The following is a 22,961-nucleotide window of genomic DNA, read 5'->3' as shown; positions in this document are numbered from 1 at the left end:
CCGTCAGCTCCGGCAGGCCGCCCCGTTCAGGCTGAACGCGGTCGGCTTGCCGTTCGCCCCGGCCCAGCTGCCGAGGAAGCCGAACGACGTCGAGCCGCCCGGCGGCAGCGTGCCGTTCCAGGACGCGTTGCGCACGGTCACCGCCGCGCCGTCCTGGGTGTGCACGCCCGACCACAGCTGGGTGATCCGCTGACCGTCGGGGAACGACCAGGTCACCGTCCACGGCGTGATCGACCTGGTGGTCGCGTTGGTGATCCGCACCTCCGCCTGGAAGCCGCCCTGCCACTGGCTGCCGACCTTGTAGTCGACCGTGCACGTCACCGGCGGCATCGTCATGGACGTCGTGGTCGTGGTGGTAGTCGTGGTGGTGGTAGTCGTGGTCGTGGTCGTCGTCGTGATCCGGCTCGGGTCCACCACGCCCCAGTACGCGCCCTTGGCCTGCAACCGCGTGTCGAACAGCAGCGGGTGGTCCTTGCGGGTCACCGGGAAGCTGTCCAGCCACGTGTTGTCGTCCGCGAGCCCCCACACCGTCACCGAGCTGATGTGCTGCGAGTACTTCCTGTACAGCTCGAAGAAGTCGCGGTACCGGTACGCCTGGGTGAGCAGCACGTCGGCCGGCGGCGTCGGGTAGGACTGGCTGTTGTCGGTGTAGATCGAGACGTCCATCTCGGTGATCTGCTGGTCGATGCCCAGCGGCACGAACTTGGCCAGCATCGCGTCGGTCTCGGCGATCGACGGCCACTGCACGTTGACGTGCATCTGGTGGCCCACCGCGTCGATCGGCACGCCCTCCGCGCGCAGCTTCACCACCAGGTCGTACAGCTTGTCGCGCTTGGCCGGGACGTTGGTGTTGTAGTCGTTGATCACCAGCTTGGCGTTCGGCGCGACCTCGCGGGCCACCCGGAACGCCGTGCGCAGGTAGTCCAGTCCGGTGATCTCGAACCACTTGCTGCGGCGCAGGCCGTCGGCCTGGTTCTCGTCGATCACCTCGTTGACCACGTCCCACACCGGGATGTCCGCGCCGAAGTGGCCGACGACACCGCGGATGTGCGCCTCCAGCCGGGACAGCAGCAGCGCCTTGTTCTCCGGGGTCGCGGTCATGTCGTTGCCGGCCGCGTCCTTGAACACCCACGCGGGCGTCTGCTGGTGCCAGACCAGCGTGTGCCCGCGCACCGCGGCGCCGTTGGCCTTCGCCCAGGCAACGAGCTCCTCGGCGTCGGCGAAGCGGAACGTGCCCTCGGAGGGCTCGGTGGCGTCCCACTTCAGCGTGTTGCCGGGCGTGATCGAGTTGAAGTGCCTGGCGAGCAGTTGCCCGTGGTTGTTGAGCAGCTCGGCGTTCCCGACCGCCGCGCCCACCGCGAAGTGGTCGGCCAGCACGTCCTTCAGCGCCGGGATGTCGGTCTGGATCGGCGGCAGCGGGGTGTAGGACAGCGAGAAGTCGTCGATGTGCAGGGACGCCGTGGCGCTGCCCAGCTCGACGTAGGTGGTGAGGAAGTCGACGTCGGCGGCGAGGGTGTAGCTGCCGCGGAGGTTGACCCAGCCGTCGGCGGTGACCGCGGTGTCGCCGACGACCTGGTCGTAGCTCGGCGTGCCGGCGGTCTGGCGTTCGACCGACAGCCGCGCCTGGGTCAGCGCTTCGCCCGCCGCGAGGCGGACCCACACCGACAGGTCGTAGCGGATGCCCTTCTGCACCTTGCCCAGCAGGTTCAGCGTGGGTCCCTGCCAGGTCTGGGCGCGACCGCCGACCGCGAGGCTGTGGGTGCCGCTGCGGGCCACCGCGGTGCTCGGCTCCACCGCTTCACCGGCACGACCCGTCCAGCCTTGCGCCGTGCCGTCGTCGAACGTGCTGGAGACGACGACCACGGGTTCGTCTGCGGCGGCCCGCGGGCTCGCGTGCGCCGCCAACGTGACCAGGCCGGCGACGACCGAGGTCGCGAGCACACCGGCGAGAACTCTCCTCATCGAGGGTCCCTCTTCCGTCGGACGCGTTCTGGGAGCGCTCCCAGAACATCTCGCCCGGACTATAGGCAGCGAGCGGCGCGCCGGCCGGCCACCGTTCAGCCCAAACGTCCGATGTCACCGGTCGGCGGACCGCGGCGCCGGAGGCGGGGCGGGGGTCGTCAGCGGCGGCGGCGTGCGGTCAGCGTCAGCGCGGCCGTGCCGGCGACCAGCAGCAGACCGCCCAGCAGCACCGGGCCGGCGGTGTTCGCACCGGTGTCGGCCAGGTCCTCCGGCCGCACCGCGCCCGGACGGGTCGTCGTGGTGGCGGTCGCAGTGGTCGGCCGGGTGGTGGTGGACGGGCCGCTCGTGGATTCGGAGGTCGTGGTCGTCGGAACCGTGGTCGTGGTGGTGGTCCCCGTGCCGGTGGTGCTCGTGGTGGTGGTCGTGGTCGGGACGGCGCAGGACGGCAGGTCGCCGGTGAACGGGTAGGCGTGGAACTCGTTGCCCGTGCCGCCGCCGGTGCCGCCGTGGGTGAGCGAGCCGGCGGTGAAGAAGCGGCCGGCGGTGCCCGGCACGGTCACCGTCGTGGTGCTCGCCGGGTTGCCGACCAGCACGCTGCCCTGGAACTGGGCCGTGCCGGCGATCTCGACCGCGGTGGCGTCGGGGAAGTTCCACAGCAGCCGCTCGCGCAGCGCGTTGACCGGCCCGCCGTCGGCCGGCTCGCCGGTGTAGGTGACGATCCGGCGGGCGTCGCCGACGAGGTTGACCAGGACCGTCGCGCCGTCGGGGATGCCCTCGAACACGATCCCCTGCTGGCCCCCGCTCGGGCCGGCCAGGTCGAAGTCGACGGTGAACACCTGGAGCGACGACGTGCCGTCGCCGGTGAACCGGGTCTGGTGGTTCTCGTTGACCGCCGTGCCGGTGGCGGTCGCGGTCGCGTAGCAGGCGCCGGCCGCGGACAGTTGCGCGGCCAGCCCGGCGTAGGGGGCGAACGCCTGCGGGTCCTGGCGGGTGGCGCCCGTGACGGTGCCGGTCACCGTGCCGGCGTGGCGCACGACGCCCTGCTCGGCGATGAGGGTCTGGCCGGGCGCGACCGTCACCGAGCCGCCGGTGACCAGGAAGTCCGACCCGTCCGGCGGCGGCACCCGCGAGCCGACGCCGACGATGCCGACGTTGTAGACCGAGGACGCGCCCGCCGCCTTGGCCAGGTCGAAGTCGCCCCCGACCACCACCCGGCCCTCGGCCTCCGCCGCGCTCTGCCGGACCAGGAAGTCGCCGCCGACGAAGATGTTCACGGCGTCGTCGCGCCCGGCGAACGGGCCGTTGTTCAGCGGCGGGTACGCGTCCGGGCACTGCGCGCCCAGGCACGGCCCGAGGCCGCCCGGCAGCGGGTCGGCCGCGCCGACCCCGCACCACGCCGCGGCGGCGACCAGCGCCGCCGCCCCGACCACTCCGAGCACCTGCGACCGCGACATGCGATCAATGCTCGGACCGCTTCCCGCTCCCGCACGGCGAAACCGGCGCGGCTACCCGCTCGGGGCCGTGAACTGCCCTGGGCGGGTGAACGCGTACGTCCGACCGCACCGACGCTGCGATCGTAAGCACAAAGGACTTGTTCGATCGCACATCCGTTTGCGAAGGTTGCTCGCGTGAAGAGCGCCGACCGCCACCGCGTGATCGTCGAACGGCTCCGCTCCGGCGCGCAGGTCGCCGTGGCGGAGCTGGCGTCCGCCACCGGGGCGTCCGAGATGACCATCCGGCGCGACCTCGACCTGCTCGCCGCCGGCGGCGTGCTGCGCCGGGTGCACGGCGGCGCGGTGCCGCTCAGCCCGGCGGGCGTGGAGCCGCCGTTCAGCGCGCGCACGGCGACCGCGCACCGCGCGAAGCGGGCCATCGCGGCGGCCGCCGTCGGGCTGATCCGGGACGGCGAGACGATCGTCCTGGACAGCGGCACGACGGCGCTCGAGGTGGCGAAGCTGCTGCGCGGCCGCCCGGTCACCGTGATGCCGCTGTCCCTGCACGCGGTGCGCGAACTGCTCGACGCCCCGCAGGTGCGGCTGCTGCTGCCCGGCGGCGAGCCCAGGCCCGGCGAGCTGGCCCTGGTCGGCCCGCTGGCGTTGGCGTCGCTGCGCGCGCTGCGCTTCGACGTCGCCGTGCTCAGCCCGTGCGCGTTCGGCCTGGAGACCGGGCTGACCGCGCACGACCTCGCGGACGCCGAGGTCAAGCAGCAGGCGATGGCCGTGTCCGGGCGCACGATCGTGCTGGCCGACAGCACGAAGTTCGACCGGACCGCGCTCGCCCACGTGTGCCCCGCCGACCGGCCGGACGTGCTGGTCACCGACGACGACGCCCCCGCGGACGTGCGACGTGGACTCGCCGACCGCGGCGTGCTCGTGCATGTAGCCGAACGACTGGAGACCCTGTGACGACCCCCCTGCCGCGCGCCGCGCGCGCCGCGACGTGGATCTACTTCACCCTCAACGGGTTCGCCGTCGGCCTGTGGGTGGTGCACATCCCCAACGTCGAGCGCGCGACCGGCATCTCGCACAGCGCCCTCGGCGGCCTGCTGCTCGTCCTGGGCGGGGCGGCGTTCGTCGGCATGCAGGTCGCCGGCCCCCTGGCCGACCGGTTCGGCCAGCGCAAGCTCCTGCCGGCGGCCGGCGTGCTGCTCGGCGTGGCGATGTTCTTCCCGGGCCTGGCGCAGTCGTGGTGGACGCTCGGCCTGGCCCTGCTGTGCCTCGGTTTCGGCAACGGCACGATCGACGTGGCCATGAACTCGCACGCGGTGGTCGTGGAACGCGCCTACCCGCGGCCGATCATGGCGTCGTTCCACGCGATGTGGTCGATCGGCGGCGCGATCGCCGCGGTGGTGGGCGCGGCGACGCTCGGCGCGTCCGTGCCCACCGCGGTGACGTTGAGCGCGTGCGGCGTGTTCACCATCGTGGTGTCGCTGCTGACCGGCCGGTTCCTGATCGACGCCGACGCGGACGAGCCGGCGGAGGGCGCGTCGTCCGCGCCGGCCGCGAAGCCCTCGACGAAGCTCGTGTGGCTGCTGGGCGCCATCGCGTTCGCGATGATGCTCGCCGAGGGCGTGGCCAACGACTGGGCCGCCCTGCACGCCGAGGACGTGCTCGACACCTCCACCAGCACGGCGGCGTTCGCCTACGGCTCGTTCGCGGTGGCGATGACCGTGGGCCGGTTCGCCACGGACCGGGTCGCCGCGCTCGTCGGCCCGGTCGCGATCGTGCGGTACGGGGCGGCGTTGGCCGCGATCGGGCTGACGCTCGTGGTGTTCACGCCGTGGGTGTGGTTGGCGTTCGCGGGCTGGGCCCTGTTCGGCCTGGGCCTGTCCGGCAGCGTGCCGCAGCTCTTCACCGCGGCGGGCAACCTGGACAAGCGGTCGTCCGGCGCGTTGATGGCGCGGGTCGTCGGGCTCGGCTACGTGGGCCTGCTCGCGGGTCCGGCCCTGATCGGCGGCCTGGCCCACTGGATCCCGCTGAACGTCGCGTTCCTCGTGCCGGTGGCCCTGTGCCTGCTGGGCGTGGTGTTCGCCCACGTCCTCGACCCGCGCACCGCGCCGGCCGAGGACGGCGCGCGGGTCGGCTGACTACTCGCACCCGATGCCGTCGTTGTCCCGGTCCAGGTCGTACTCGTCCGGGCCGATGACGGTGACCGGCCCGCGCACGTAGACCGGCCCGTTCCCCGAGCCGTTCGCGCAGTCGGCGTCGCTCGCGATGGGCACGCACGGCGTGTAGCTGGGGTGGCAGCCCTGGTTCGGCGCGGGCGCGGGCGGCGGCGGAGGGGCCTGGGTCGCCGGGTTCGGCTGCGGGTTCGGCTGCGGGTTGGGTTGGGGGTTGGGCTGCGGCTTCGGCTCGGGGTTCGGGGCGGGAGCCGCGGTCGTCGTGGTCGTGGTCGTGGTCGTGGTGGTCGTGGTCGTGGTCGTCGTGGTCGTCGTCGGCGCGGCGGTCGTCGTGGTGCGCACGGAGGTCGCCGTTGTCGTGAGCATCGCGGCGGTGTCCTTCGTGGACGGTGAGTCGTCCGCGAACGACCCGATGACGATGAACAGGAACACCACCGCGGCGGCGGCGATCCACAGTGGACGGCGCGACTTGCGCGGCGCCGGGTGCGGGACGAGGGCGGTCGGCCGGGCGAACGCGGTCGGCTGGGCGACGAACGCGGTCGGCGGCGGCGCGGCGGCGGCCGACGGGGTGCGGGGCAGGTACAGCACGACCTCCAGGCCGCGGGCGCCGAGGCGGATCACCGCCTCGCAGCCCGGCGTGCCGCCGCCCTCGATCACCCGGCCCATCAGGTCGGCGTAGCGCCGCGACATCAGGTACGTCAGCTCGCCGACCCGCTGCCCGTCCAGCCGCACCTCGATGGCGTGCTGCCCGCGGTGCTTGCCGGAGGCGATGGCGCACCACGCCAGCGAGACGGCCACCCGGCGCTCGCCGCCCGGCGCGACCGGGTACCTCGCCAGCCACTCCTGGTGCCGTTCCTCGCCCGTCACCACGACCGGCGTGCCGGCCTCCAGCATGACCAGACCTAACGCCGAGTTCTCCACCATCGGGCCACTCCTTACACCGAACGGATGCACGATCCATCGACTCGGCCTGACGCTGCGTTACCACCAGGAGGAGGAACCGAACACTCACCGAGGCCCGGCCGCCCGCTCGACATCCCCTCCCGTGACCCGGTGAAGTGGTGCGACAAGAGTGAGTGACCGACCACCCAGAGAACCGCTGCCGAAGCTGTGCGAGGGCAGCCGGGGTTCGGCCGGATTCCGCAACGACCTCGACGCCGACAGCAGCCCGCGTCCCCGACGTGACGGCGTGAGGCGCGCGTGCCGGGAGGGACGGCCCTCCCGGCACGCGCGCCCGGTCACGCGGTGATCTTGTATGCGCGGATCACGGTGTGCGTGAAGGTGTTGCCGTCGCTGTCGGAACCGGAGGCGCGCAGCGAGGCGTAGCCCGCCTTGGCCGGGTTGCGCACCAGCGCCGCGCCACCCGCGACGGGCACCCGCTTCCACGTCCGGCCGTCGTCGAACGACACGTCCACCCGGACCTGGCCCACCTCGCCGTTGTCCGCGCCGTCCTGCTGCTCCACGGTCAACGGCACGCTCAGCACGCGCCCGGCGGGCGTGGCCCCGGCCGCGTCCAGCTCCGGCGTGAACCGGACCAGCGACAGCGGCAGCCGCCGGCCCTGGCCCTTGGGCAGCACGTCCGTGCGGAACGTCCACGCCCCGGTGATCCGCGTGGACAGCTCGGCCGCCGCCGGGTCGCGCACGATCTCGTGCTCCACCCGGTAGTCGGCCTCGCCCGCCGGCACGCTGAACTCCGCCCACTGGTCGCGGGCCAGGCCGACGAGCCGCCCGTCCCGGTACACCGCGGTGCGCGCCGACTCGTAGCTGCCCCGGCCCAGGTTGTCGTCGCGGTCGTTGATCAGCGGCACCTGCGCCGTCAGGCGGTCCTCGTACAGGCCGAGGTAGGTGGCCGAGTACCCGGACAGGCCGGGCCCGAGCACCGGGTAGGCGAACCGCTCGGCGTAGTCGCCGTCCAACCGGTACGTGCGGTGGAACGACGAGTAGTCCGCCTCGGTCCGGTACTGGGGCGACAGCCGCTGGTAGCCCCAGCTCCAGGTGAGCCGGTCGGGGGTGATCAGGTCGACCACCGACCCGCCCGCGGGCACCGGCAGCAGCACCGACCAGCCGCCCGAGCCGTCCGGCGGGTTGGCGTTGCCGCTGTGCAGGTGTTGGCGGTCGGGCGGGCCGGGCGCGAACCGGGTGCGCACCTCGGCCAGCTCCTCGCGGGCGGGCGCGCGGGTGAAGCCGGTGGGCACCGCGCCCGGCTCGACCCAGCGGAACCGGTAGTGCGTCGGCGTGCCGTCGACCGGCGGGCCCTGGAACTGCGCGCCGATCGAGGCGCTCAGCTCCTGCTCGGTCAGCCGCGGCCCGGCCTGGCCGACCGACATGTCGCCGAAGCCGCCGATGAACGCGGTGTTGAGCACGACGCGCCGCCCGTTGAACACCCGGGACACGTTGATGTCGCCGATCATCGGCAGCGCGGCGGGGTCGGGCGCGGTGACGCGGAGCGGCCGGGCCACCCGGGCGTCCACCTCGAACCGGGTGTGCCCGGCGTCGACCGTCATCGCCGGCCGGGGCACCACCGCGGCCCGCGAGCCCGTGCGCACGAACGAGCGGGTCAGGTACTCGCCCTTGGGCAGGCGCGTGGTGACCGCGCCGTCCACCCCGTACACGTCGCGGTAGACGTCGTTGTCCATGCCCACGATCACGGTCGAGTGGTCCAGGGCCGGGTTGCCGTCGGCGTCGAGGTGGTCGATCGTCACGTCGTAGCTCTCGACCTCGCGGGCCAGGCTGACCGGGACCCGGGACGGCCCGCCGACCAGGACGCCCGCGAACACGCCGTCGAGCGAGCCGACCCGGGTGTCCGCGGTGACGGCCACGTCGGCCGTGCCGCCGGCGGGCACGGTGACCCGCGCCGGGTCGACGGTCAGCAGCCCGGCGGGCGCGGCCTGCCCGCCCGGCCCGCGCAGCTCGGCGGCGAGGTCGAAGGTGACGGGCTCCTTCCCGCCGTTGCGGTAGGTCACGGTCTTGGTGACCGGGGCGTCGTCGTGGTGCGGCCAGGGCTGCTCCTCGAACGTGACGCTGACCGGCGCGGCCCCGACCGTGGTCGTGATCGCGCGCGTCAGGTCGACCCGGCCCGCGCCCTGGTCGAACACGGACAGGGCCGGGTTCGGCTTGGCGGAGGCCATGAGCGCGCCCTTGAGCTGCGCGCCGGTCCAGTCCGGGTGCTGCTGGGCGAGCAGCGCGGCCGCGCCCGCGACGTGCGGGGTGGCCATCGACGTGCCGGACAGGGCGAGGTGCCGCCGGCCGACCGGGGTGCCGATCCGGGCGCCGGCGGCCTTGGCGGCGACGATGTTCAGGCCGGGCGCGGTGATGTCCGGCTTGACCGCGCCGTCGCCGTTGCGGGGACCGCGGCTGGAGAAGTGGGCGAGGTCGTCGTCGTGCCGGACCGCGCCGACGGTCAGCGCGGCGTCGGCGCTGCCGGGCGAGTCGATGGACTCCGACCGGCCGCCGTTGCCCGCCGCGACGACGAACAGCGTGCCGGTCTTCTCCGACAGCAGGTTCACCGCCTCTTCGAGCGGGTCGACGCCGGGCGAGTCGTAGCCGCCGAGGCTCAGGTTGACCACGTCCGCGCCCTGGTCGACGGCCCACTGCATGCCCGCCATGACCCAGGACTCGGGGCAGCCGCCGTTCACGCACACCTTGCCGTCGAGGATGCGGGCGTCGGGGGCGACGCCCCGGTAGGTGCGGTCACCGCTCGCGATGATCGCGGCGACGTGCGTGCCGTGCCCGTCGAGGTCGGCGCTGTCGGGGTCGTCGGTGAAGTTGCGCTCGGCGACCACCTTGCCCCTCAGGTCCGGGTGGTCGCCGTCCACGCCGCTGTCGAGCACCGCGACCTTGATCCCCTTGCCGGTCAGGCCGGACTTCCACGCGGTGGGCGCGCCGATCTGGGCGGTGGACCGGTCGAGGCTGGGCCGCAGCATCCCGTCCAGCCAGACCTTGGTCACGCCGGGGTCGGCGAGCAGGGCGCGGAACGTCGCGCCGGCGTCGGCCTTGGGCGCTTGCGCCGCCACCGCGCCGGACGCGGGCAGCGCCCGGGCCGAACGCAGGCCGACGGCCGGCGCGCCGGTGACGATCAGCGGCACGTGGTCGGTGCGGGAGTCGTCGTACCCGGCTTCGACCAGGCCCGTGACGTCGAACAGCCGCGGGTCGAGCCGCCCCGCGGCGACGGCCTTCGCGGCGTCCTCGGGGACGACCCGCAAGCGGCCGTCCCGGTACGTCGAGTGGAACGTGATCCGGTCGCGGCCGGGCCCCGGCTGGAACGCGCCGACCGCCTCGCCCCGCACCACGACCCGGTCGCCGGTGATCAACGTGACGGTGCGGGGTGGGGCCGGTGAGGCGGCTTCGCCGGCCGGCCGCCCGGCCGCCGGCGCGGCGTCGGCGACGCCCGCGGCCGACGCGGCGGCCAGGACGACGGCCAGCACGACGGCCGCCGGTCCCCTACCGCGCTTTCGTGGTCTGAACACACGTACCTCCCGAATCCGGTGGTGCGCTGGGATCGCGCAGTCGGGAGGCGCCGCAGACCCGCGGTGGCGGTGGACCGTAAGTGACGAAGCCCCCGACGACCTCGACGCTAGCCACCCCCGCGGGCGGGGTCAGCGTCTCTTCGGCGGGCCGGGCGACCAGCCGAACGCACCACGGGTCGTCGGGGGCGATCCCGCCGATCAGTCGTACAGGCGGACGTCCGCGATGCTCCACCAGCTCCCGGAGCTGCCGGTCGAGGTGATCCGCAGGTGCCGCGCGCCGGTGCGGCGGACGTCGATCGTCGTCAACTGGCCGACGCCCGTGCCGGACGCGAGCGTCCGCCACGTCGTCCCGTCGTCGCTCGCGGAGAGCCGCCAGCCGCGGGCGTGGTCGCCGAGGTGGCCGCCGCTGTCCACGGCGACCCGGCGGAAGTGCTCGCGGGCCCCGAGGTCGACCTGGAGGTACTGGCCGGGGGCCTGGCCCTGGCCGCTGCTCCACCGGGTCGAGGCGTCGCCGTCCACGGCGAGCGCCGCGCCCTCGCCCGCCGGGGACGCCGTCGCGGTGGCGCGGGTGAGGGGCACCGGGTCGTGCCGGTCGTCGAACGCGCGGTGGGCGGGCCAGGTGAAGGTGGCCAGCGCGCCGCCGGGCAGGGTGTACTCGAAGGTGCGGTCGCCGACGTTCACCGCGAACGTGCGCGGGTCGTCGTTCTGGTTGTGCGCCACCAGGGCCGTCGAGCCGTCGGGGTTGCGGAACGCGACGTCCATGACCTGGCCGTTCCACCCCGTGGTGCCGAAGGAGGTGCTGGCGATCCGCCGGGCGCCGGGCTTCACGAACTTGGCCAGGTGGCCGATCGTGTAGTACTCGGCGTCGGTGGTCACCGAGCCGTCCGGGTGCGCCGTGACGAGCCCGGTGCACGTGCCGCAGCCGCCGTTGTGCGGTCCGCCGGCGCTGTCCAGCGCGATGTTCCAGTTGACCGCGCTGCGCGCCCAGTTGCGGGTCGTGCCGATGACGACGTTGCGGGCGTGCCAGGTGAGCGTGTCGCGGAAGACCTTGGCGGGCGGGTCCTGCGCGCCCTTCGAGCCGGAGCACTCGGTGAACCAGATCCCCTTGGCGGGGAAGGCGTCCCGCAGCGCGGTCTGGGCGCTCGGATCGCCGTAGTAGCAGTGGAACGCGGTGCCGGCGACCCAGCGGGCGGCCCGGCCGCGCAGCACCTGGTACGGGTAGTCCGTCTCGGGCGACGAGCCGGGCGGGGTGGCGGCGACGTCGTTCGGGTGGGTGGCCCAGTTGTGGTCGTAGGCGAGGATCTTCGTGCGGGGGCTCGCCAGGCGCAGCTTCGGGCCCAGTGCCTCGATCACCGCGAGCTGCTGCGCGACGGGCATGTCCGTGCCGGGGTAGGCGTCGGGCGTGCGGTTCTGCGGCTCGTTCTGCACGGACAGGAAGTCGATCGGCACGCCGGCCGCGGTGTACGCCTGGACGAACTTCACCAGGTAGCGGGCGTAGGCGTCGTGGACGGCGGGGTCGTCCTTGAGCCGGCCGCCGACGAGCGAGTCGGTGGTCTTCATCCACGCGGGCGGGCTCCAGGGCGTGGCCATGACCTTCAGCGCCGGGTTGAGCCGCTTGGCCTCGCGCAGCAGCGGGAGCACGGTCCGGCGGTCGTGGTCGATGTCGAAGTGGCGCAACGGGAAGTCGGTCTGCCCCGGCGGCACGTCGTCGTGGGTGTAGTGCTCGGCCTCGGCGGTGAAGTCCGACGAGCCGATCGGCTGGCGCAGGAAGCTCACGCCGATGCCGTGCACGGGGTCGAACAGGTCGCGCAGGGTCTTCGCGCGGACGTCGGGCGCGAGGCCGTTCAGCACGGCGGCCGACGAGTCGGTGATCGACGCGCCGAAGCCGTCCACGGTCTGGAAGGCCCGGTCGGGGTCGACCACGATCGTCGGGTGCGGGGACGGCGTCGTGCCGAACGCGACGGGCGGCCGTTCGGCCAGCAGCTCGGCGCGGTCGGCGGTCGTCACCCAGACCCGCGCCCGCGGCACGTCGGGGCCGCCGGCGGCCTGCGTCGCGCCGCCGGCGACGAGGCCGAGCGCCAAGGCCACCGCCGCGGCGCGGCGAACAGTCGTGCTCATGGTCGTCCTTCGGGTCGGACCGGCAGGGATGTAACAGATGATCAATCATGGTGGAACACGAGCTTGCAGGATGAAACACGCGCCGTCCCGCCGACGTCAACCCCCAGCGTGGCCGGTGGCTATAGTGATCCGGTGCAGCCACGAGCCCGTCACCTGCGGCGACGCCATGCCGGATAGCCGGCGCGTCACCGTGCGTGACATCGCCGCGGAGGTGGGCGTCTCGATCGCCACCGTGTCCCGCGTGCTCAACGACCACGCCAACGTGGCGCCGCGCACCCGGGATCTGGTGCTGCGCGCGGTCGAGCGGAGCAGGCTGCGCGACCCGGAGCCCGACGCGCCCCGCACGGTGTACGTGCGCTGCCCGTACGTGCTCACGGACTACTTCGGCCTGCTCGTCTCCTCGATCGCCGAGACGCTGAAGCTGCACGGCGTGCGCGTGCTGCTCGACGCCGGGGAGTCGTCCCGGCACGCCGACGCGCTCGCGCGCCTGCCCGACGAGCCGGGCGTCGACGCCGCGATCCTGATCCTGCCGCCCGAGGACGGCGACCGGCTCGTCGCGCTCTCGCGCACCGGGCTGCCGTTCGTCGTGGTGGACCCGCGCACCCCGCCGCCGCCGGACGTGGCCGCCGTCTCGGCCGCGCACTTCGCCGGGGCGCGGGCGCTCACCGGCCACCTGGTCGGGCTGGGCCACCGCGACATCGGCGTCGTCGCCGGCCCGGCGGAGTGGCTGGCGGGCGACGCGCGCCTGGCGGGCCACCGCGCGGCGCTGTCCGAGGCGGGCGTGCTGCCGGTGGCGCACCACCTGTGGCACGTCGAACCCACCGCGGAGGCGGGCCACCGGGCCGCCGCGGCGCTGCTCGACCACCCGCACCGGCCGACCGCGATCGCGTGCTTCAACGACAAGCTGGCCGTCGGAGCCCTGCGGGCGGCTCGGGAACGCGGGCTGCGCGTGCCCGACGACGTGTCGGTCGCGGGCTTCGACGACATCGACCTCAGCCAGGCGACCCACCCGCGGCTGACGACCGTGCGGCAGCCGTTGCGGGAGATGGGGCGCATCGCCGTGACCCAGCTCCTGCGCATGCTCGACGGCCCGCGGCCCGAGGCGCTGCACATCGAGCTGGCCACGACCCTCGTGGTGCGCGAGTCGACGGGACCCGTCGCGCGCGGGTGAGCGGGGAGTGCCCGGAAGGGCGGCGTGCGGTGCCCGCGAGCACGGCCGCCGGGCCGGCGTTCCCGCCGATACGCTCGATGCCCGCGGCCGACCCGGTCGCCCCTCCGGAGGAGGAGACGCCATGGCCCTGTTCCAGAAGAGCTTCGATTCCTACCTGGTCTACTACCGCTGCGGGCCCGACGGGGTCGGGCCGTGGGCGGGCGGGTACCGCGCGCTCGTCAACTGCTACGCGGCGAACTCCTACGTCGGCGGGCTCCGCTTCCTCGCGGAGGGCGTGGCGCTGCCGGCCAACACGGGCGGGCCGAACAGCATCGAGCTGCACTACCCCGTGAGCGCGTTGTCCGACATCCTCGGGATCCTGCGGTACGAGAAGCCGTTGCGCCTCGACTTCCACGACGACACCCTGGTCGGCGTCCTCTCCACCACCGCCGAACCGATCGGGGAGCAGGAAGGCGTCTGACCGCGCGGTCCGGTCGGGTGGCGACGCCGTGAGCCCTCCACCGGACCGAACCGGGCCGGTCCGGGTGCGGACCGGCCCGGGGCGGGGATCAGCCGCTGACCGAGGCGGAGAAGCTGTTCACCGCCAGGCCAACGCCGCCGTTCCACGGCTCGAACCCGGCCTGGATGCTGGTCAGGTACCAGGACGTGGTGATCGCGCCGCGGTTGCGGACGTCGTTGACGAAGTCCATCACGTTGAACGACCACGAGTTGATCGGCGACGGCGCGACGTAGGAGATCACGTTGTTCGAGCCGTTGCTGCCGCGCCAGACCTGCCACGTCCGGCCGCCCACGTTGGCGTTGCCGACCGCGCTGCCGATCGGCTGGATCGAGCCCTGGCGGTTGAACCAGATCATGATCTCCATCTGGTTGACGCCGTTCGTCTTCGGGGTCGGGTCGAGCCAGATGTCGTAGGAGGCGTTGTAGGTGCCGCCGACGTAGGTGTAGTTGATCGACGACGACGCGCTGCGGATCCGGCTGACCTGCATCGGCAGGTTGGTGCCCGGCGAGCAGTTCGAGTAGTGGCAGCCGAAGAACACCGACGGGTACGACAGCGGCGCGCCGTTGGTCGGCGCCGAGCCCTGCTGCTGGGTGATCCGGAAGCCGGACGAGGTGACGTTGATGCACTGCGTGGCCGAGGTGCCCCACCTGTTGTTCTGGACCACGTAACGGCCCTGGATGGTGGTCGACCCGTACTGCTCGCAGATCGTCGTGTCGGCCTGGGCGGCGGGCCCGGCGGCGACGACGGCACCGGCGGCCAGCAACCCGGCCAGCACGATGCTGCGGAGAGAGCCTCGCATGGAACTCCTTTCGACGGTCCACGACGGCGGGGAGCGAATCTTGGGAGCGCTCCCAGAGTAGACCGGATCGCCGTCCGCCGCATTGCTCGCGTCGGGGGACCGCGCCGCACCGCGGCCTCTCCCCCGGTCCATCGCGCCGCAACGCCGTCTCTCCCCCGGTCCGGGGCGCCGCCGGGCACGTCACCGCCAGGGCCGGGCGCCGAACCCGGCGGTCAGGCGAGCCCTTGCGGGAAGGCCAGGACCCGGTCCGGGTCGTAGCGGCGGGCGACGCGGCGCAGGCGCGGGAGGTTGCGGCCGTAGTAGGCGGTCGGCCAGTCCGGCATCTCGGGGTCGATGTAGTTCACGTAGCCGGTCCCCTGGCCGATCCCGTCGCGCAGGTCGGCCAGCAGCCGGCGCGCTTCCGCCTCGCCCACGCCCACCACGTCGACGAACGCCTGCGCGCTCGCGATCGCGCCGCGGTGCGGGAACGGGGTCGCGTCCGGCGGCACCCGGCCGATCGCGCCGCCGAACGAGTCGAACAGCACCACGCCCAACCGCCGCCCGTCCAGCAGGTCCACCACGCGCGCCGGGTCCACCGGGCGCAGCAGCATCCGCGACGACGCCACGAACGGCAGGCCGGCGGGCGGCTCGCAGGTGGTCTCGCAGCCGGCGAAGTACCGCATGGCGGTGCCGTAGTCCATCCGCCGCACGGTGCTCCCGCTCGGCGCGACCCGTGCGGTGAACCGCTTCAGCAGCCGCTCCAGCTCGTCGTCCGGACCGATCCACGCCCCGCTGACGACCACCCCCGGCGGGCTGCCCGCCGACGGGGTGCAGGCCGTCCACAGCCCGTCCGGCGCGCCGACCATCCACTCCTGCCACGTGCCCAGCACGTCCGTCGCCGAGCCCGTGGGGTAGGTCAGGACGAACGCCGTCACGTCGGTGGCCGGCGCGGTGTCGAACGTGAACGACGTGACCACGCCGAAGTTCCCGCCACCGCCGCCGCGCAACGCCCAGAACAGGTCGGGTTCGACGTGCGCGTCGGTCCGGTGCACCCGGCTGCCCGGCGTGACGACCCGCGCGGCGCTCAGGCGGTCGCACGTGAGGCCGTGCTTGCGGCCGGTCACACCGATCCCGCCGCCCAGCGCGAGACCGCCGATGCCGACGGTCGGGCACGACCCGGCGGGCAGCAGCCGCCCCTGCCGCGCCAGCGCGTCGTACAGGTCGAGCAGCCGGACGCCCGCGCCGACCACCGCCCGGCCGTCCGGCAGGACCCGGACCGAGCGCAACGCCGACAGGTCGACGACGAGCCCGCCCTCGGGCACGGAGTAGGCGGCGTAGCTGTGCCCGCCGCTGCGCGCCGCGACGGGTATCCGCTCCCGTGCGGCGAACTCCAGGCAGCGCGCGACGTCGGACTCGTCGGCGCACAACGCGACCGCGGCCGGCCTGCGGTGCGCGTACACCGTGTTGAACGGCCGGCGCAGGCTGTCGTAGTCGTCGTCCTCGGGCAGGACGAGCCTGCCGGTGAGCGACCGGCGCAGCCGGTCCCAATCGCGTTCCCACGTCCCCAGCGCCAGCAGACCGGTGGCCTGGAGGAAAGTCCTGCGGCCGAATTCCATGAGTCCCCCTGCCCCATGGTGCCCCCGCCGGGCGATCCGCCACTCCGCCGAACGGGTTGGCGTCGCCCGAACCGCCCGCACCACCGCCACCACCACGGCCCGACGTCGCCCAACCGGCGCACTCGGCCCCGGCGTCGGCGAACTCAACCCCGCGCCACCGCGGCCGCCAGGCGCGAGGCGACCGCCGCCACGGCGGCCCGCAGCTCCGGCCCGCCCTCGACGCGGAAGCCGAACGGCACGGTCGCCAGCCACTCCTGCGCGTACATGGCCGGGTTGTTGGTGCTGCCCACGAGCACGCACCGGTCGCCCTGGGCGGTGAGCCTGCCCATCGGCGGCCGGATCCACGGCGCGACCCGGTCCGCGGGCGCGTCGAACACGACGCGGGTCGGGAAGTCCCAGCCCGTCCCCAGGTGCTCCTCCACCGCCGCCACCGGGTCGAGCCCGTCGGGCGGCACGAACCGGCGCTCGGTCCGCCGCACCGCGCGCACGCGGTCGACCCGGTAGGTGCGGACCGCGGCGGAGCGGTGCGAGTGGCACAGCAAATACCAGCGGCCGTGCCGGACGACGACCGCCCACGGGTCCACTTCGGACTCCCACTCGACGCCGGAGTCGCCGCGGTAGGTGACGACCACCCGGTGCCGGGCGGCCACGGCGGCGACGAGCGCGCTGGTGGTGGCGGGGTCCGGGCGGGCCGCGCGCCGGTCGGGCGCGGCCGACGCGTGCGCCCGCAGCACCGCCGCCTGCCTGCCCACGTGCTCGGGCAGCGCCCGGATGACCTTGCCCAGCGCGTCGCCGACCAGGTCGTCACCGCCGGACGCCTGCCCGTCGAGCACCGCCATGACCAGCCCCAGCGCCTCCGCCTCGGTGAACACCACCGGCGGCAGCCGGGTGCCGCGCCCGAGCCGGTACCCGCCGTAGGGGCCGCGGGTCGACTCCACGGGGACGCCCGCCTCGCGCAGGATGCCGACGTACCGCCGCGCGGCCCGTTCGGTCACGCCCAGCCCGGCGGCGAGTTCGCCCGCCGTCACGCCGGGGCGCGCCTGGAGGATGTCCAGGGCGCGCAGAGCTCGCGCGGTCGGGCTGAGTTCGGTCGGCACCCCGGCAGGGTAGGGCGGCCGGCGGCAGCGGCCCGCACGGGGAACCGATTCGCCGTCAGGCAGAATACGGCCGAGCCGCCGACGCCCTGGAGGAGTGCGATGACCGTGCCCGGAGTCGACCGGCGACCCACCCGGCTCGACCTCGCCCGGGCCGAGGCGGAAGCCGTGCTCGGCGCGCGGGCGGCCGCCCGCGTGCAGGCGTTCCCCGACGGCGGTCTCCACGTCCGGGCGGGCGAGGCGCGGCGGTTCCTGGCGTGGTTGGCGGACTTCGCGGTGTTCGCGCTCGCCACGGGCGTCGGCCTGGTCGCCCTCGGCGTGCCGTACGGCCGCGGCGCCTTCGACCGCTCGACGCTCACGCTGCTGGCCCTCGCCGTCCTGATCGCGGTCCCGCTGCTGTACGGCCTGTGCTACCGCAACGGCCGCGCGCTCGGCGGCGTGCTCACCGGCACCCGGCTCGTCCGGATCGCCGACGGGGGCCGGATCGGCGCGAAGGGACCGTGGGCGATGACGGTCCGGACCACGCTGTTGCCGTTGCTGCTCCTCGGCGTCGTGATCGGCTCCCTCGCCGCCGGCTCGCCGCTCGGGTCGCCGGCGCGCACCAGCGTCGACCACCGCGCCACCGCCCGGCTCCACGCCGCGGGCCTGCGCCGGCTCACCTGACGCGGCGCGCCCCGTTCGGCGGGGTGGGGCGACGCGACTGGCCGGTCCGGACCGGCGGTCCCCGGTGGGACGATCGTCGCCGTGGCCGACCACCAGGGGGTTGAGCGATGGTTCCCGACGTCCTGACCGCCGTCGCGGACCTCGCGCCGCGGTTGACCGCCGCCGCCGCGCGGGCCGACGAGGACCGCCGGCTCGCCGACGACACGGTGGCGGCGATGCGGGAGGCGGGCGTGTGCCGCGTCGCCCGGCCCGCCCGGTACGGCGGCGGCGAGGCGTCGATCCGCACCCACCTCGACGTCTCCTCGGCGGTCGCCGCGCTCGACGGCGGCGCGGGGTGGTGCACGGCGCTGTGGAACGGCGGGAGCTGGATCGTCTCCCTGTTCCCGGACCGGGCGCAGGACGACGCGAACGTGGCCGCCCGGCACGGGATGCTGACCCCCCGGGTCAACCTGGAGCTGTGCGGCTCGGCCCTGGTCGGGGCGGAGAACACGATCAGCCCGCTCGTCCGACCGGTCACCGGACCCGGACGACGTGCTTGCCGCGCACGCCGCCGGCCTCCAGCGCGCGGTGCGCGTCGGCGATCGCCGACAGCGGGTGCACGGAGTCGACCACCGGCCGGATCGCGCCCCGCTCGACCAGCGCGGTGAGGTCCGCGAACAGCTCGGTCTCGGGGTTGCCGCTGAAGAACCGCACCCGGCGCGACCCGAACACGGCCGACGCGAGGAGGTAGCCGACGTCCCCGGCCGAGCGGAACGCGATGCCGACCATCCGGCCGCCGGGGCCGAGCAGGCGGCGGTACGCGGGCAGCGCGCTGCCGTGGGTGTCCAGGACGACGTCGAACCGGCCGAGGTCGGCGGGGTCCGTGCGGTAGTCGACCGCCTCGTCCGCGCCCAGCTCCTCCCGGACGAAGTCGAGGTTCCGCTTGCCCGCCAACGCGGTGACGTGCGCGCCGTACGCCTTGCCGAGCTGCACGGCGACGCTGCCCACTCCCCCGCTCGCGCCGCGCACGAGCAGCCGTTCGCCCGGGCGCAGGCGGGCCCGGTCGCGCAGGGCGGTGATGGCGGTCGTGCCGACGCCGGGCAGCGCCGCCGCCCGGACGAGGTCCAGCCCGGCGGGACTGGGCGCGAGTTGGCGCGGGCTCAGCGCGAGGTACTCGGCCGCGCTCCCGAACCGCCCGCGCGGCAGCCCGCCCCACACGTGCGCGCCGGGCTCGTAGCCGGGCCCCGACACGACCTCGCCCGCGAAGTCGATCCCCACGCGCTTGGGGAACTTCGGTCCGAGCAGGAGCTTCAGCCGCCCGGACCGACCGAGGACCTCGCCGCCGTTGACGCTGACCGCGTGCACCCGCACCACCACCTCCCCCGGTCGGGGCACGGGTTCGGGCACCTCGCCCTCGTACAGGACGTCCGGCGGGCCGTACCGGTCGAACAGCGCTGCGCGCATCCCTCACCTCACAAGTGGAAGACACCCTCCACTTCGACGCTAACACGACAACCGGAGGGTGCCTTCCGCTTGCGCTAAAGTGAGAGGCGTGGCCGGTGAGACGACTCGGTTGCGCGTGGACGCGCGGCAGAACCGGGACCGCATCCTCGCGTCCGCGCGGGAGACGTTCGCGGCGGTGGGGCTGGACGCGTCGATGACCGAGATCGCCCGCCGCGCCGGGGTCGGCGTGGCGACGCTGTACCGCCGGTTCCCCACCAAGGCGTCGTTGGTGACGGAGGTGTTCGCCGACCAGTTGGCGGCGTGCACGGCGGTGGTGCACGAGGCGTCCGAGGACCCGGACCCGTGGCGCGGCTTCTGCCGGGTGGTCCGGGAGCTGTGCGAGATGCAGGCCCGCGACCGCGGGTTCAGCGCCGCGTTCCTGCGCGCGTTCCCCGACGCGGTGCCGGTGGAGCGCAAGCGGGCGGAGGCCGAGGAGGTGTTCGCCGGGCTGGTGGCCCGCGCCCAGGCTGCGGGCGCGCTGCGGCCGGACTTCACCACCGACGACCTGGTGCTCGTCCTGATGGCCAACAACGGCCTGGTCACCGGCTCGACGGACGCGACCGCGGCCGCCTCGCGCCGCATGGTCGCCTACTTCCTCCAGGCGTTCCGGGCCGGCGACCCCCTGCCGCCTCCGGTCCGCCTCGCCCTGCGCGAGGCGCTCGGCTAGACCCGGTCAGCGCGATGTCGGGCCGGCGCGAACTCTCACGGACCCGGCGGCGCGAACCCCGGGCAAGCGCGATCCCGGGCCGGACCCGACCGGCGCGACCCGACCGGCGCGACCCGACCGGCGCGAACGGCGGCGCGAAGTCGGGCAAGCGCGATCCCGGGCGGCCCCGGTCAGCGCGATTTCGGCGCGCCGTAGCGCAGTCCGTCGACCAGCAGCGCGATCATCCGCTCGGTGTGCCCCTCGAACTCGTCGGAGGCCAGGGTCAGGTTGGCCGTGGCGCGCAGCAGGTCCCGGGGGTCCACGTCGGAGCGGATCCCGCCCGCCGCCGCGGCGGCGTCGAGCAGCGCGCCGAGCACGGGCACGAACCGCTGGTCGAAGTAGCCGGGCAGGGTGTCGTAGGCCGGGTCGCCCGAGTGCAGCGCGGCGCTCAGCCCGCGCTTGGTCCCGATGAAGCCGGCGAAGCGCCGCAGCCACCGGGCGAGCGCCTCGACCGGCTCGTGCCGCGCGGCGAGGTCGGGCGCGGCGTCGGCGCACGCGTCCACCTCGTGCCGGAAGACCGCGGCGATGAGGTCCGAGCGCTGCGGGAAGTGGCGGTAGAGCGTGCCCGCGCCCACGCCCGCCCTGGCGGTGATCTGCCGCACCGGCGCGTCCACGCCCGAGGTCCGGAAGACCTCCGCCGCGGCCGACAGCAGCGCGTCGATGTTCCGCCGCGCGTCGGCGCGCACGCGCTTGCCCGGCTCCGGGGTGCCCTCGGTCACACCAGCCCTCCCTGGCTAAGTGGAACATCGTTCCGTATCGTCGTAGTCGGAACACCGTTCCGCTTCGTCCAGGGTAGCCGCACCCGCACCGACCACCGCACGAGGAGCGCCATGAAGTACCGCACGCTGGGCCGCACCGGGATCAAGGTCAGCCCGTACTGCCTGGGGGCGATGATGTTCGGCCCCGTCGGCAACCCCGACCACGACGACGCCGCCCGCATCATCCACAAGGCGCTCGACGCGGGCGTCAACTTCGTCGACACCGCCGACTTCTACTCGCACGGCGAGTCGGAGGAGATCGTCGGCAAGGCCCTCAAGGGCCGCCGGGACGACGTCGTGCTCACCACCAAGGCCCACCTGCCGATGGGCGAGGACCCGAACCGGCAGGGCAACTCCCGGCGCTGGCTGGTCCGGGCGCTGGAGGACTCCCTGCGCCGGCTGGGCACCGACCACGTCGACCTGTTCCTGGTGCACCGCCCCGCGCCGGACACGGACGTGGAGGAAACGCTCTCGGCGCTCACGGACCTGGTGCGCGCGGGCAAGGTCCGCGCCTTCGGCTCGTCCACCTTCCCGGCGTCGGACCTCGTGGAGGCGCACTGGGTCGCCGAACGGCGCGGCCTGCACCGGCTCCGCGTCGAGCAGCCGCCGTACTCGATCCTCGACCGGGGCATCGAGCGCGAGGTGCTGCCCGTGTGCGAGCGCTACGGCATGGGCGCGATGGTGTGGAGCCCGCTCGCGCAGGGCCTGCTCACCGGCCGCTACCGCAAGGGACAGGCGACCGACAGCCGCCGGGCCGCCTTCCGGCACATGAGCGACGAGCGCCGGCTCGACGCGGTCGAGCGGCTGATCCCCGTCGCCCGGGACGCCGGGATGTCGTTGACGCACCTGGCGATGGCCTTCGCGATCGCCCACCCGGGCGTCACGTCCGCGATCCTCGGCCCCCGCACGGAGCAGCAGCTCGACGACCTCCTGGCCGGCGCCGGGATCGCGCTGGACGACGACGTGCTGGACCGGATCGACGCGATCGTGCCGCCCGGCACCGACGTGGGCGCGCTCGACATGGCCTACAACCCGCCGGCGGTCCTGCGGCCGGCCCTGCGCCGCCGCGCGGCCGACGAGCGGTCCGCCGCCTGAGGCGGGGCCGCCCGGGTCAGCCCTGCTCCTGCTCGACCCGGCGGTTCCACTCGCGCTTGGTCGACTGCCAGCCGTCCTCGTCGGAGCCGAGCCGCCAGTAGCCGGAGATCGACATCTGCTCGCGCGGCACGCCCCGGTCGAGTCGCAGGTGCCCGCGCAGGTCCTTGACCATCGTCGCCTCGCCGTGGACGAACACCTGGACCACGCCCCCGGGGAACTCCGCCGCCCGGACCGCGTCCACGACCAGCCGGCCGCGCGGCCCGCCGCGGCGGTGCAGCCACCGCAGGTCCACCCGGCCGGCGGTCCGCACCTCCTGCTCGTCCTCCGGCCCGTCGACCTCGGCGAACACCAGTGCCCGCGCGCCCGCGGGCAACGCCTCCAGCGCCGCCGCGATGGCGGGCCACGCGCTCTCGTCACCGGCCATCAGGTGCCAGGCGACGTCGGGGTCGGGCGCGTACCCGCCGCCGGGGCCGGCGAAGTGCAGCACGTCGCCCGGCTGGGCCTTGGCCGCCCACGGCCCGGCCACCCCGGCGTCGCCGTGCACCACGAAGTCCAGCCACAGCTCGCCGGCCTCGGCGTCCCAGCGGCGGACGGTGTACGTGCGGATCCGGGGCCACCGGTCCCGCGGCAGGGTCGCCCGGATCACGCCGAGGTCGAACGGCTCCGGGTAGAGCACGTCCTCCAGCGGGAACGCGAGCTTGACGTAGCTGTCGGTGTAGGGGCCGACGGCGAAGTCGGCGAGCCCTTCGCCGCCGAGGACGACGCGGATCATCCCCGGCGCGATCCGCTCGGTGCGCACCACTCGTCCGCTCCGCCCACGGGACCGTTCAGCCATGTCGCCTACTCCTCGGTGATTCCAACGGCGCAACGCCCTTCACCGTACGTGCCGCCGGTCGCGGCGGACCGGGCGGTGGGACGTGACGTCCCACCGCCC

Annotated in this window: 18 protein-coding genes and 1 pseudogene; 8 read left to right on the top strand and 11 right to left on the bottom strand. The window is 74.5% G+C overall.

Annotation, left to right across the window (positions count from 1 at the left end; genetic code table 11):
* Window positions 1-3: 3 nt before the first annotated feature.
* Together ACWEFJ_RS10910 and ACWEFJ_RS10905 are read right to left on the bottom strand one after the other, a co-directional pair.
* Window positions 4-1,962 carry an endo-1,4-beta-xylanase gene (locus ACWEFJ_RS10910; protein ID WP_449713631.1) on the bottom strand — a complete coding sequence of 653 codons (1,959 nt, stop codon included), beginning with the start codon at window positions 1,960-1,962 and terminating at the stop codon, window positions 4-6.
* Between the two features lie 158 nt (window positions 1,963-2,120).
* A complete protein-coding gene (locus tag ACWEFJ_RS10905) occupies window positions 2,121-3,416 on the bottom strand; it encodes a choice-of-anchor A family protein (RefSeq protein ID WP_449713630.1) in 1,296 nt (431 codons plus the stop codon).
* Between the two features lie 174 nt (window positions 3,417-3,590).
* Between ACWEFJ_RS10905 and ACWEFJ_RS10900 the strand changes: the two genes are divergently transcribed.
* The gene (locus ACWEFJ_RS10900) at window positions 3,591-4,367 is read left to right on the top strand and encodes a DeoR/GlpR family DNA-binding transcription regulator (RefSeq protein WP_378087535.1); all 777 of its coding nucleotides are present in this window, start codon (window positions 3,591-3,593) and stop codon (window positions 4,365-4,367) included.
* A complete protein-coding gene (locus tag ACWEFJ_RS10895; RefSeq protein ID WP_378087533.1) occupies window positions 4,364-5,548 on the top strand; it encodes an MFS transporter in 1,185 nt (394 codons plus the stop codon). The genes ACWEFJ_RS10900 and ACWEFJ_RS10895 overlap by 4 nt, the downstream gene beginning before the upstream one ends.
* Here the strand turns inward: ACWEFJ_RS10895 and ACWEFJ_RS10890 are convergent, their stop codons facing one another.
* The 3 genes from ACWEFJ_RS10890 to ACWEFJ_RS10880 form a co-directional block, all read right to left on the bottom strand.
* On the bottom strand, window positions 5,549-6,505 hold the full coding sequence (locus tag ACWEFJ_RS10890; RefSeq protein WP_449713629.1) for a hypothetical protein: 957 nt from the start codon (window positions 6,503-6,505) through the stop codon (window positions 5,549-5,551).
* Window positions 6,506-6,819: 314 nt separating this feature from the next.
* A complete protein-coding gene (locus ACWEFJ_RS10885; protein WP_449713628.1) occupies window positions 6,820-10,047 on the bottom strand; it encodes a S8 family serine peptidase in 3,228 nt (1,075 codons plus the stop codon).
* A gap of 198 nt (window positions 10,048-10,245) precedes the next feature.
* Window positions 10,246-12,165, bottom strand: a complete 1,920-nt coding sequence (locus tag ACWEFJ_RS10880) for a discoidin domain-containing protein (protein WP_449713627.1) — start codon at window positions 12,163-12,165, stop codon at window positions 10,246-10,248.
* Window positions 12,166-12,355: 190 nt separating this feature from the next.
* Here ACWEFJ_RS10880 and ACWEFJ_RS10875 point away from each other — a divergent pair, with 190 nt between their 5' ends.
* Together ACWEFJ_RS10875 and ACWEFJ_RS10870 are read left to right on the top strand one after the other, a co-directional pair.
* On the top strand, window positions 12,356-13,336 hold the full coding sequence (locus tag ACWEFJ_RS10875; RefSeq protein WP_449713626.1) for a LacI family DNA-binding transcriptional regulator: 981 nt from the start codon (window positions 12,356-12,358) through the stop codon (window positions 13,334-13,336).
* A 121-nt stretch (window positions 13,337-13,457) separates the two neighbouring features.
* Complete coding sequence (locus ACWEFJ_RS10870) at window positions 13,458-13,796, top strand: hypothetical protein (RefSeq protein WP_378095226.1); 339 nt, start codon at window positions 13,458-13,460, stop codon at window positions 13,794-13,796.
* Between the two features lie 88 nt (window positions 13,797-13,884).
* On the opposite strand, the gene ACWEFJ_RS10865 is transcribed toward ACWEFJ_RS10870, so the two are convergent.
* The 3 genes from ACWEFJ_RS10865 to ACWEFJ_RS10855 all read right to left on the bottom strand — a co-directional run bounded on the left by ACWEFJ_RS10865 (window position 13,885) and on the right by ACWEFJ_RS10855 (window position 17,326).
* Window positions 13,885-14,634, bottom strand: coding sequence for a GH12 family glycosyl hydrolase domain-containing protein (locus tag ACWEFJ_RS10865; protein ID WP_378095228.1), 750 nt, complete (start codon window positions 14,632-14,634; stop codon window positions 13,885-13,887).
* 212 nt (window positions 14,635-14,846) lie between these two features.
* A complete protein-coding gene (locus ACWEFJ_RS10860) occupies window positions 14,847-16,229 on the bottom strand; it encodes an FAD-binding oxidoreductase (protein ID WP_449713625.1) in 1,383 nt (460 codons plus the stop codon).
* A gap of 143 nt (window positions 16,230-16,372) precedes the next feature.
* Window positions 16,373-17,326, bottom strand: a complete 954-nt coding sequence (locus tag ACWEFJ_RS10855) for a helix-turn-helix transcriptional regulator (RefSeq protein WP_378095232.1) — start codon at window positions 17,324-17,326, stop codon at window positions 16,373-16,375.
* A gap of 99 nt (window positions 17,327-17,425) precedes the next feature.
* Here ACWEFJ_RS10855 and ACWEFJ_RS10850 point away from each other — a divergent pair, with 99 nt between their 5' ends.
* Both ACWEFJ_RS10850 and ACWEFJ_RS10845 read left to right on the top strand, forming a co-directional pair.
* A complete protein-coding gene (locus ACWEFJ_RS10850; protein WP_449713624.1) occupies window positions 17,426-17,986 on the top strand; it encodes an RDD family protein in 561 nt (186 codons plus the stop codon).
* A gap of 107 nt (window positions 17,987-18,093) precedes the next feature.
* Window positions 18,094-18,348 (top strand): annotated as a pseudogene (locus ACWEFJ_RS10845) (acyl-CoA dehydrogenase family protein); the annotation flags it as partial.
* Between the two features lie 151 nt (window positions 18,349-18,499).
* On the opposite strand, the gene ACWEFJ_RS10840 reads toward ACWEFJ_RS10845, so the two are convergent.
* Window positions 18,500-19,429 carry an NAD(P)-dependent alcohol dehydrogenase gene (locus tag ACWEFJ_RS10840; RefSeq protein ID WP_449713623.1) on the bottom strand — a complete coding sequence of 310 codons (930 nt, stop codon included), beginning with the start codon at window positions 19,427-19,429 and terminating at the stop codon, window positions 18,500-18,502.
* A gap of 88 nt (window positions 19,430-19,517) precedes the next feature.
* Here ACWEFJ_RS10840 and ACWEFJ_RS10835 point away from each other — a divergent pair, with 88 nt between their 5' ends.
* A complete protein-coding gene (locus ACWEFJ_RS10835) occupies window positions 19,518-20,135 on the top strand; it encodes a TetR/AcrR family transcriptional regulator (RefSeq protein WP_378095240.1) in 618 nt (205 codons plus the stop codon).
* A gap of 170 nt (window positions 20,136-20,305) precedes the next feature.
* Here the strand turns inward: ACWEFJ_RS10835 and ACWEFJ_RS10830 are convergent, their stop codons facing one another.
* The gene (locus tag ACWEFJ_RS10830; protein ID WP_378095242.1) at window positions 20,306-20,893 is read right to left on the bottom strand and encodes a TetR/AcrR family transcriptional regulator; all 588 of its coding nucleotides are present in this window, start codon (window positions 20,891-20,893) and stop codon (window positions 20,306-20,308) included.
* Window positions 20,894-21,004: 111 nt separating this feature from the next.
* Here ACWEFJ_RS10830 and ACWEFJ_RS10825 point away from each other — a divergent pair, with 111 nt between their 5' ends.
* The gene (locus ACWEFJ_RS10825) at window positions 21,005-22,027 is read left to right on the top strand and encodes an aldo/keto reductase (RefSeq protein ID WP_449713622.1); all 1,023 of its coding nucleotides are present in this window, start codon (window positions 21,005-21,007) and stop codon (window positions 22,025-22,027) included.
* Window positions 22,028-22,043: 16 nt separating this feature from the next.
* Here the strand turns inward: ACWEFJ_RS10825 and ACWEFJ_RS10820 are convergent, their stop codons facing one another.
* The gene (locus ACWEFJ_RS10820) at window positions 22,044-22,862 is read right to left on the bottom strand and encodes a siderophore-interacting protein (protein ID WP_449713621.1); all 819 of its coding nucleotides are present in this window, start codon (window positions 22,860-22,862) and stop codon (window positions 22,044-22,046) included.
* Window positions 22,863-22,961: the final 99 nt, after the last annotated feature.

This window comes from Actinosynnema sp. NPDC004786 (assembly GCF_053601135.1).
The sequence above is the reverse complement of the archived record's forward strand: the minus strand, read 5'-3'. Positions and strand labels throughout refer to the sequence as shown.

Bases quoted from the DNA above. Each gene is read 5' to 3' on its own strand.
- ACWEFJ_RS10910 (WP_449713631.1), bottom strand. From the start codon at position 1,962: ATGAGGAGAGTTCTCGCCGGTGTGCTCGCGACCTCGGTCGTCGCCGGC.
- ACWEFJ_RS10905 (WP_449713630.1), bottom strand. From the start codon at position 3,416: ATGTCGCGGTCGCAGGTGCTCGGAGTGGTCGGGGCGGCGGCGCTGGTC.
- ACWEFJ_RS10890 (WP_449713629.1), bottom strand. From the start codon at position 6,505: ATGGTGGAGAACTCGGCGTTAGGTCTGGTCATGCTGGAGGCCGGCACG.
- ACWEFJ_RS10880 (WP_449713627.1), bottom strand. From the start codon at position 12,165: ATGAGCACGACTGTTCGCCGCGCCGCGGCGGTGGCCTTGGCGCTCGGC.
- ACWEFJ_RS10870 (WP_378095226.1), top strand. From the start codon at position 13,458: ATGGCCCTGTTCCAGAAGAGCTTCGATTCCTACCTGGTCTACTACCGC.
- ACWEFJ_RS10865 (WP_378095228.1), bottom strand. From the start codon at position 14,634: ATGCGAGGCTCTCTCCGCAGCATCGTGCTGGCCGGGTTGCTGGCCGCC.
- ACWEFJ_RS10860 (WP_449713625.1), bottom strand. From the start codon at position 16,229: ATGGAATTCGGCCGCAGGACTTTCCTCCAGGCCACCGGTCTGCTGGCG.
- ACWEFJ_RS10850 (WP_449713624.1), top strand. From the start codon at position 17,426: ATGACCGTGCCCGGAGTCGACCGGCGACCCACCCGGCTCGACCTCGCC.
- ACWEFJ_RS10840 (WP_449713623.1), bottom strand. From the start codon at position 19,429: ATGCGCGCAGCGCTGTTCGACCGGTACGGCCCGCCGGACGTCCTGTAC.
- ACWEFJ_RS10825 (WP_449713622.1), top strand. From the start codon at position 21,005: ATGAAGTACCGCACGCTGGGCCGCACCGGGATCAAGGTCAGCCCGTAC.
- ACWEFJ_RS10820 (WP_449713621.1), bottom strand. From the start codon at position 22,862: ATGGCTGAACGGTCCCGTGGGCGGAGCGGACGAGTGGTGCGCACCGAG.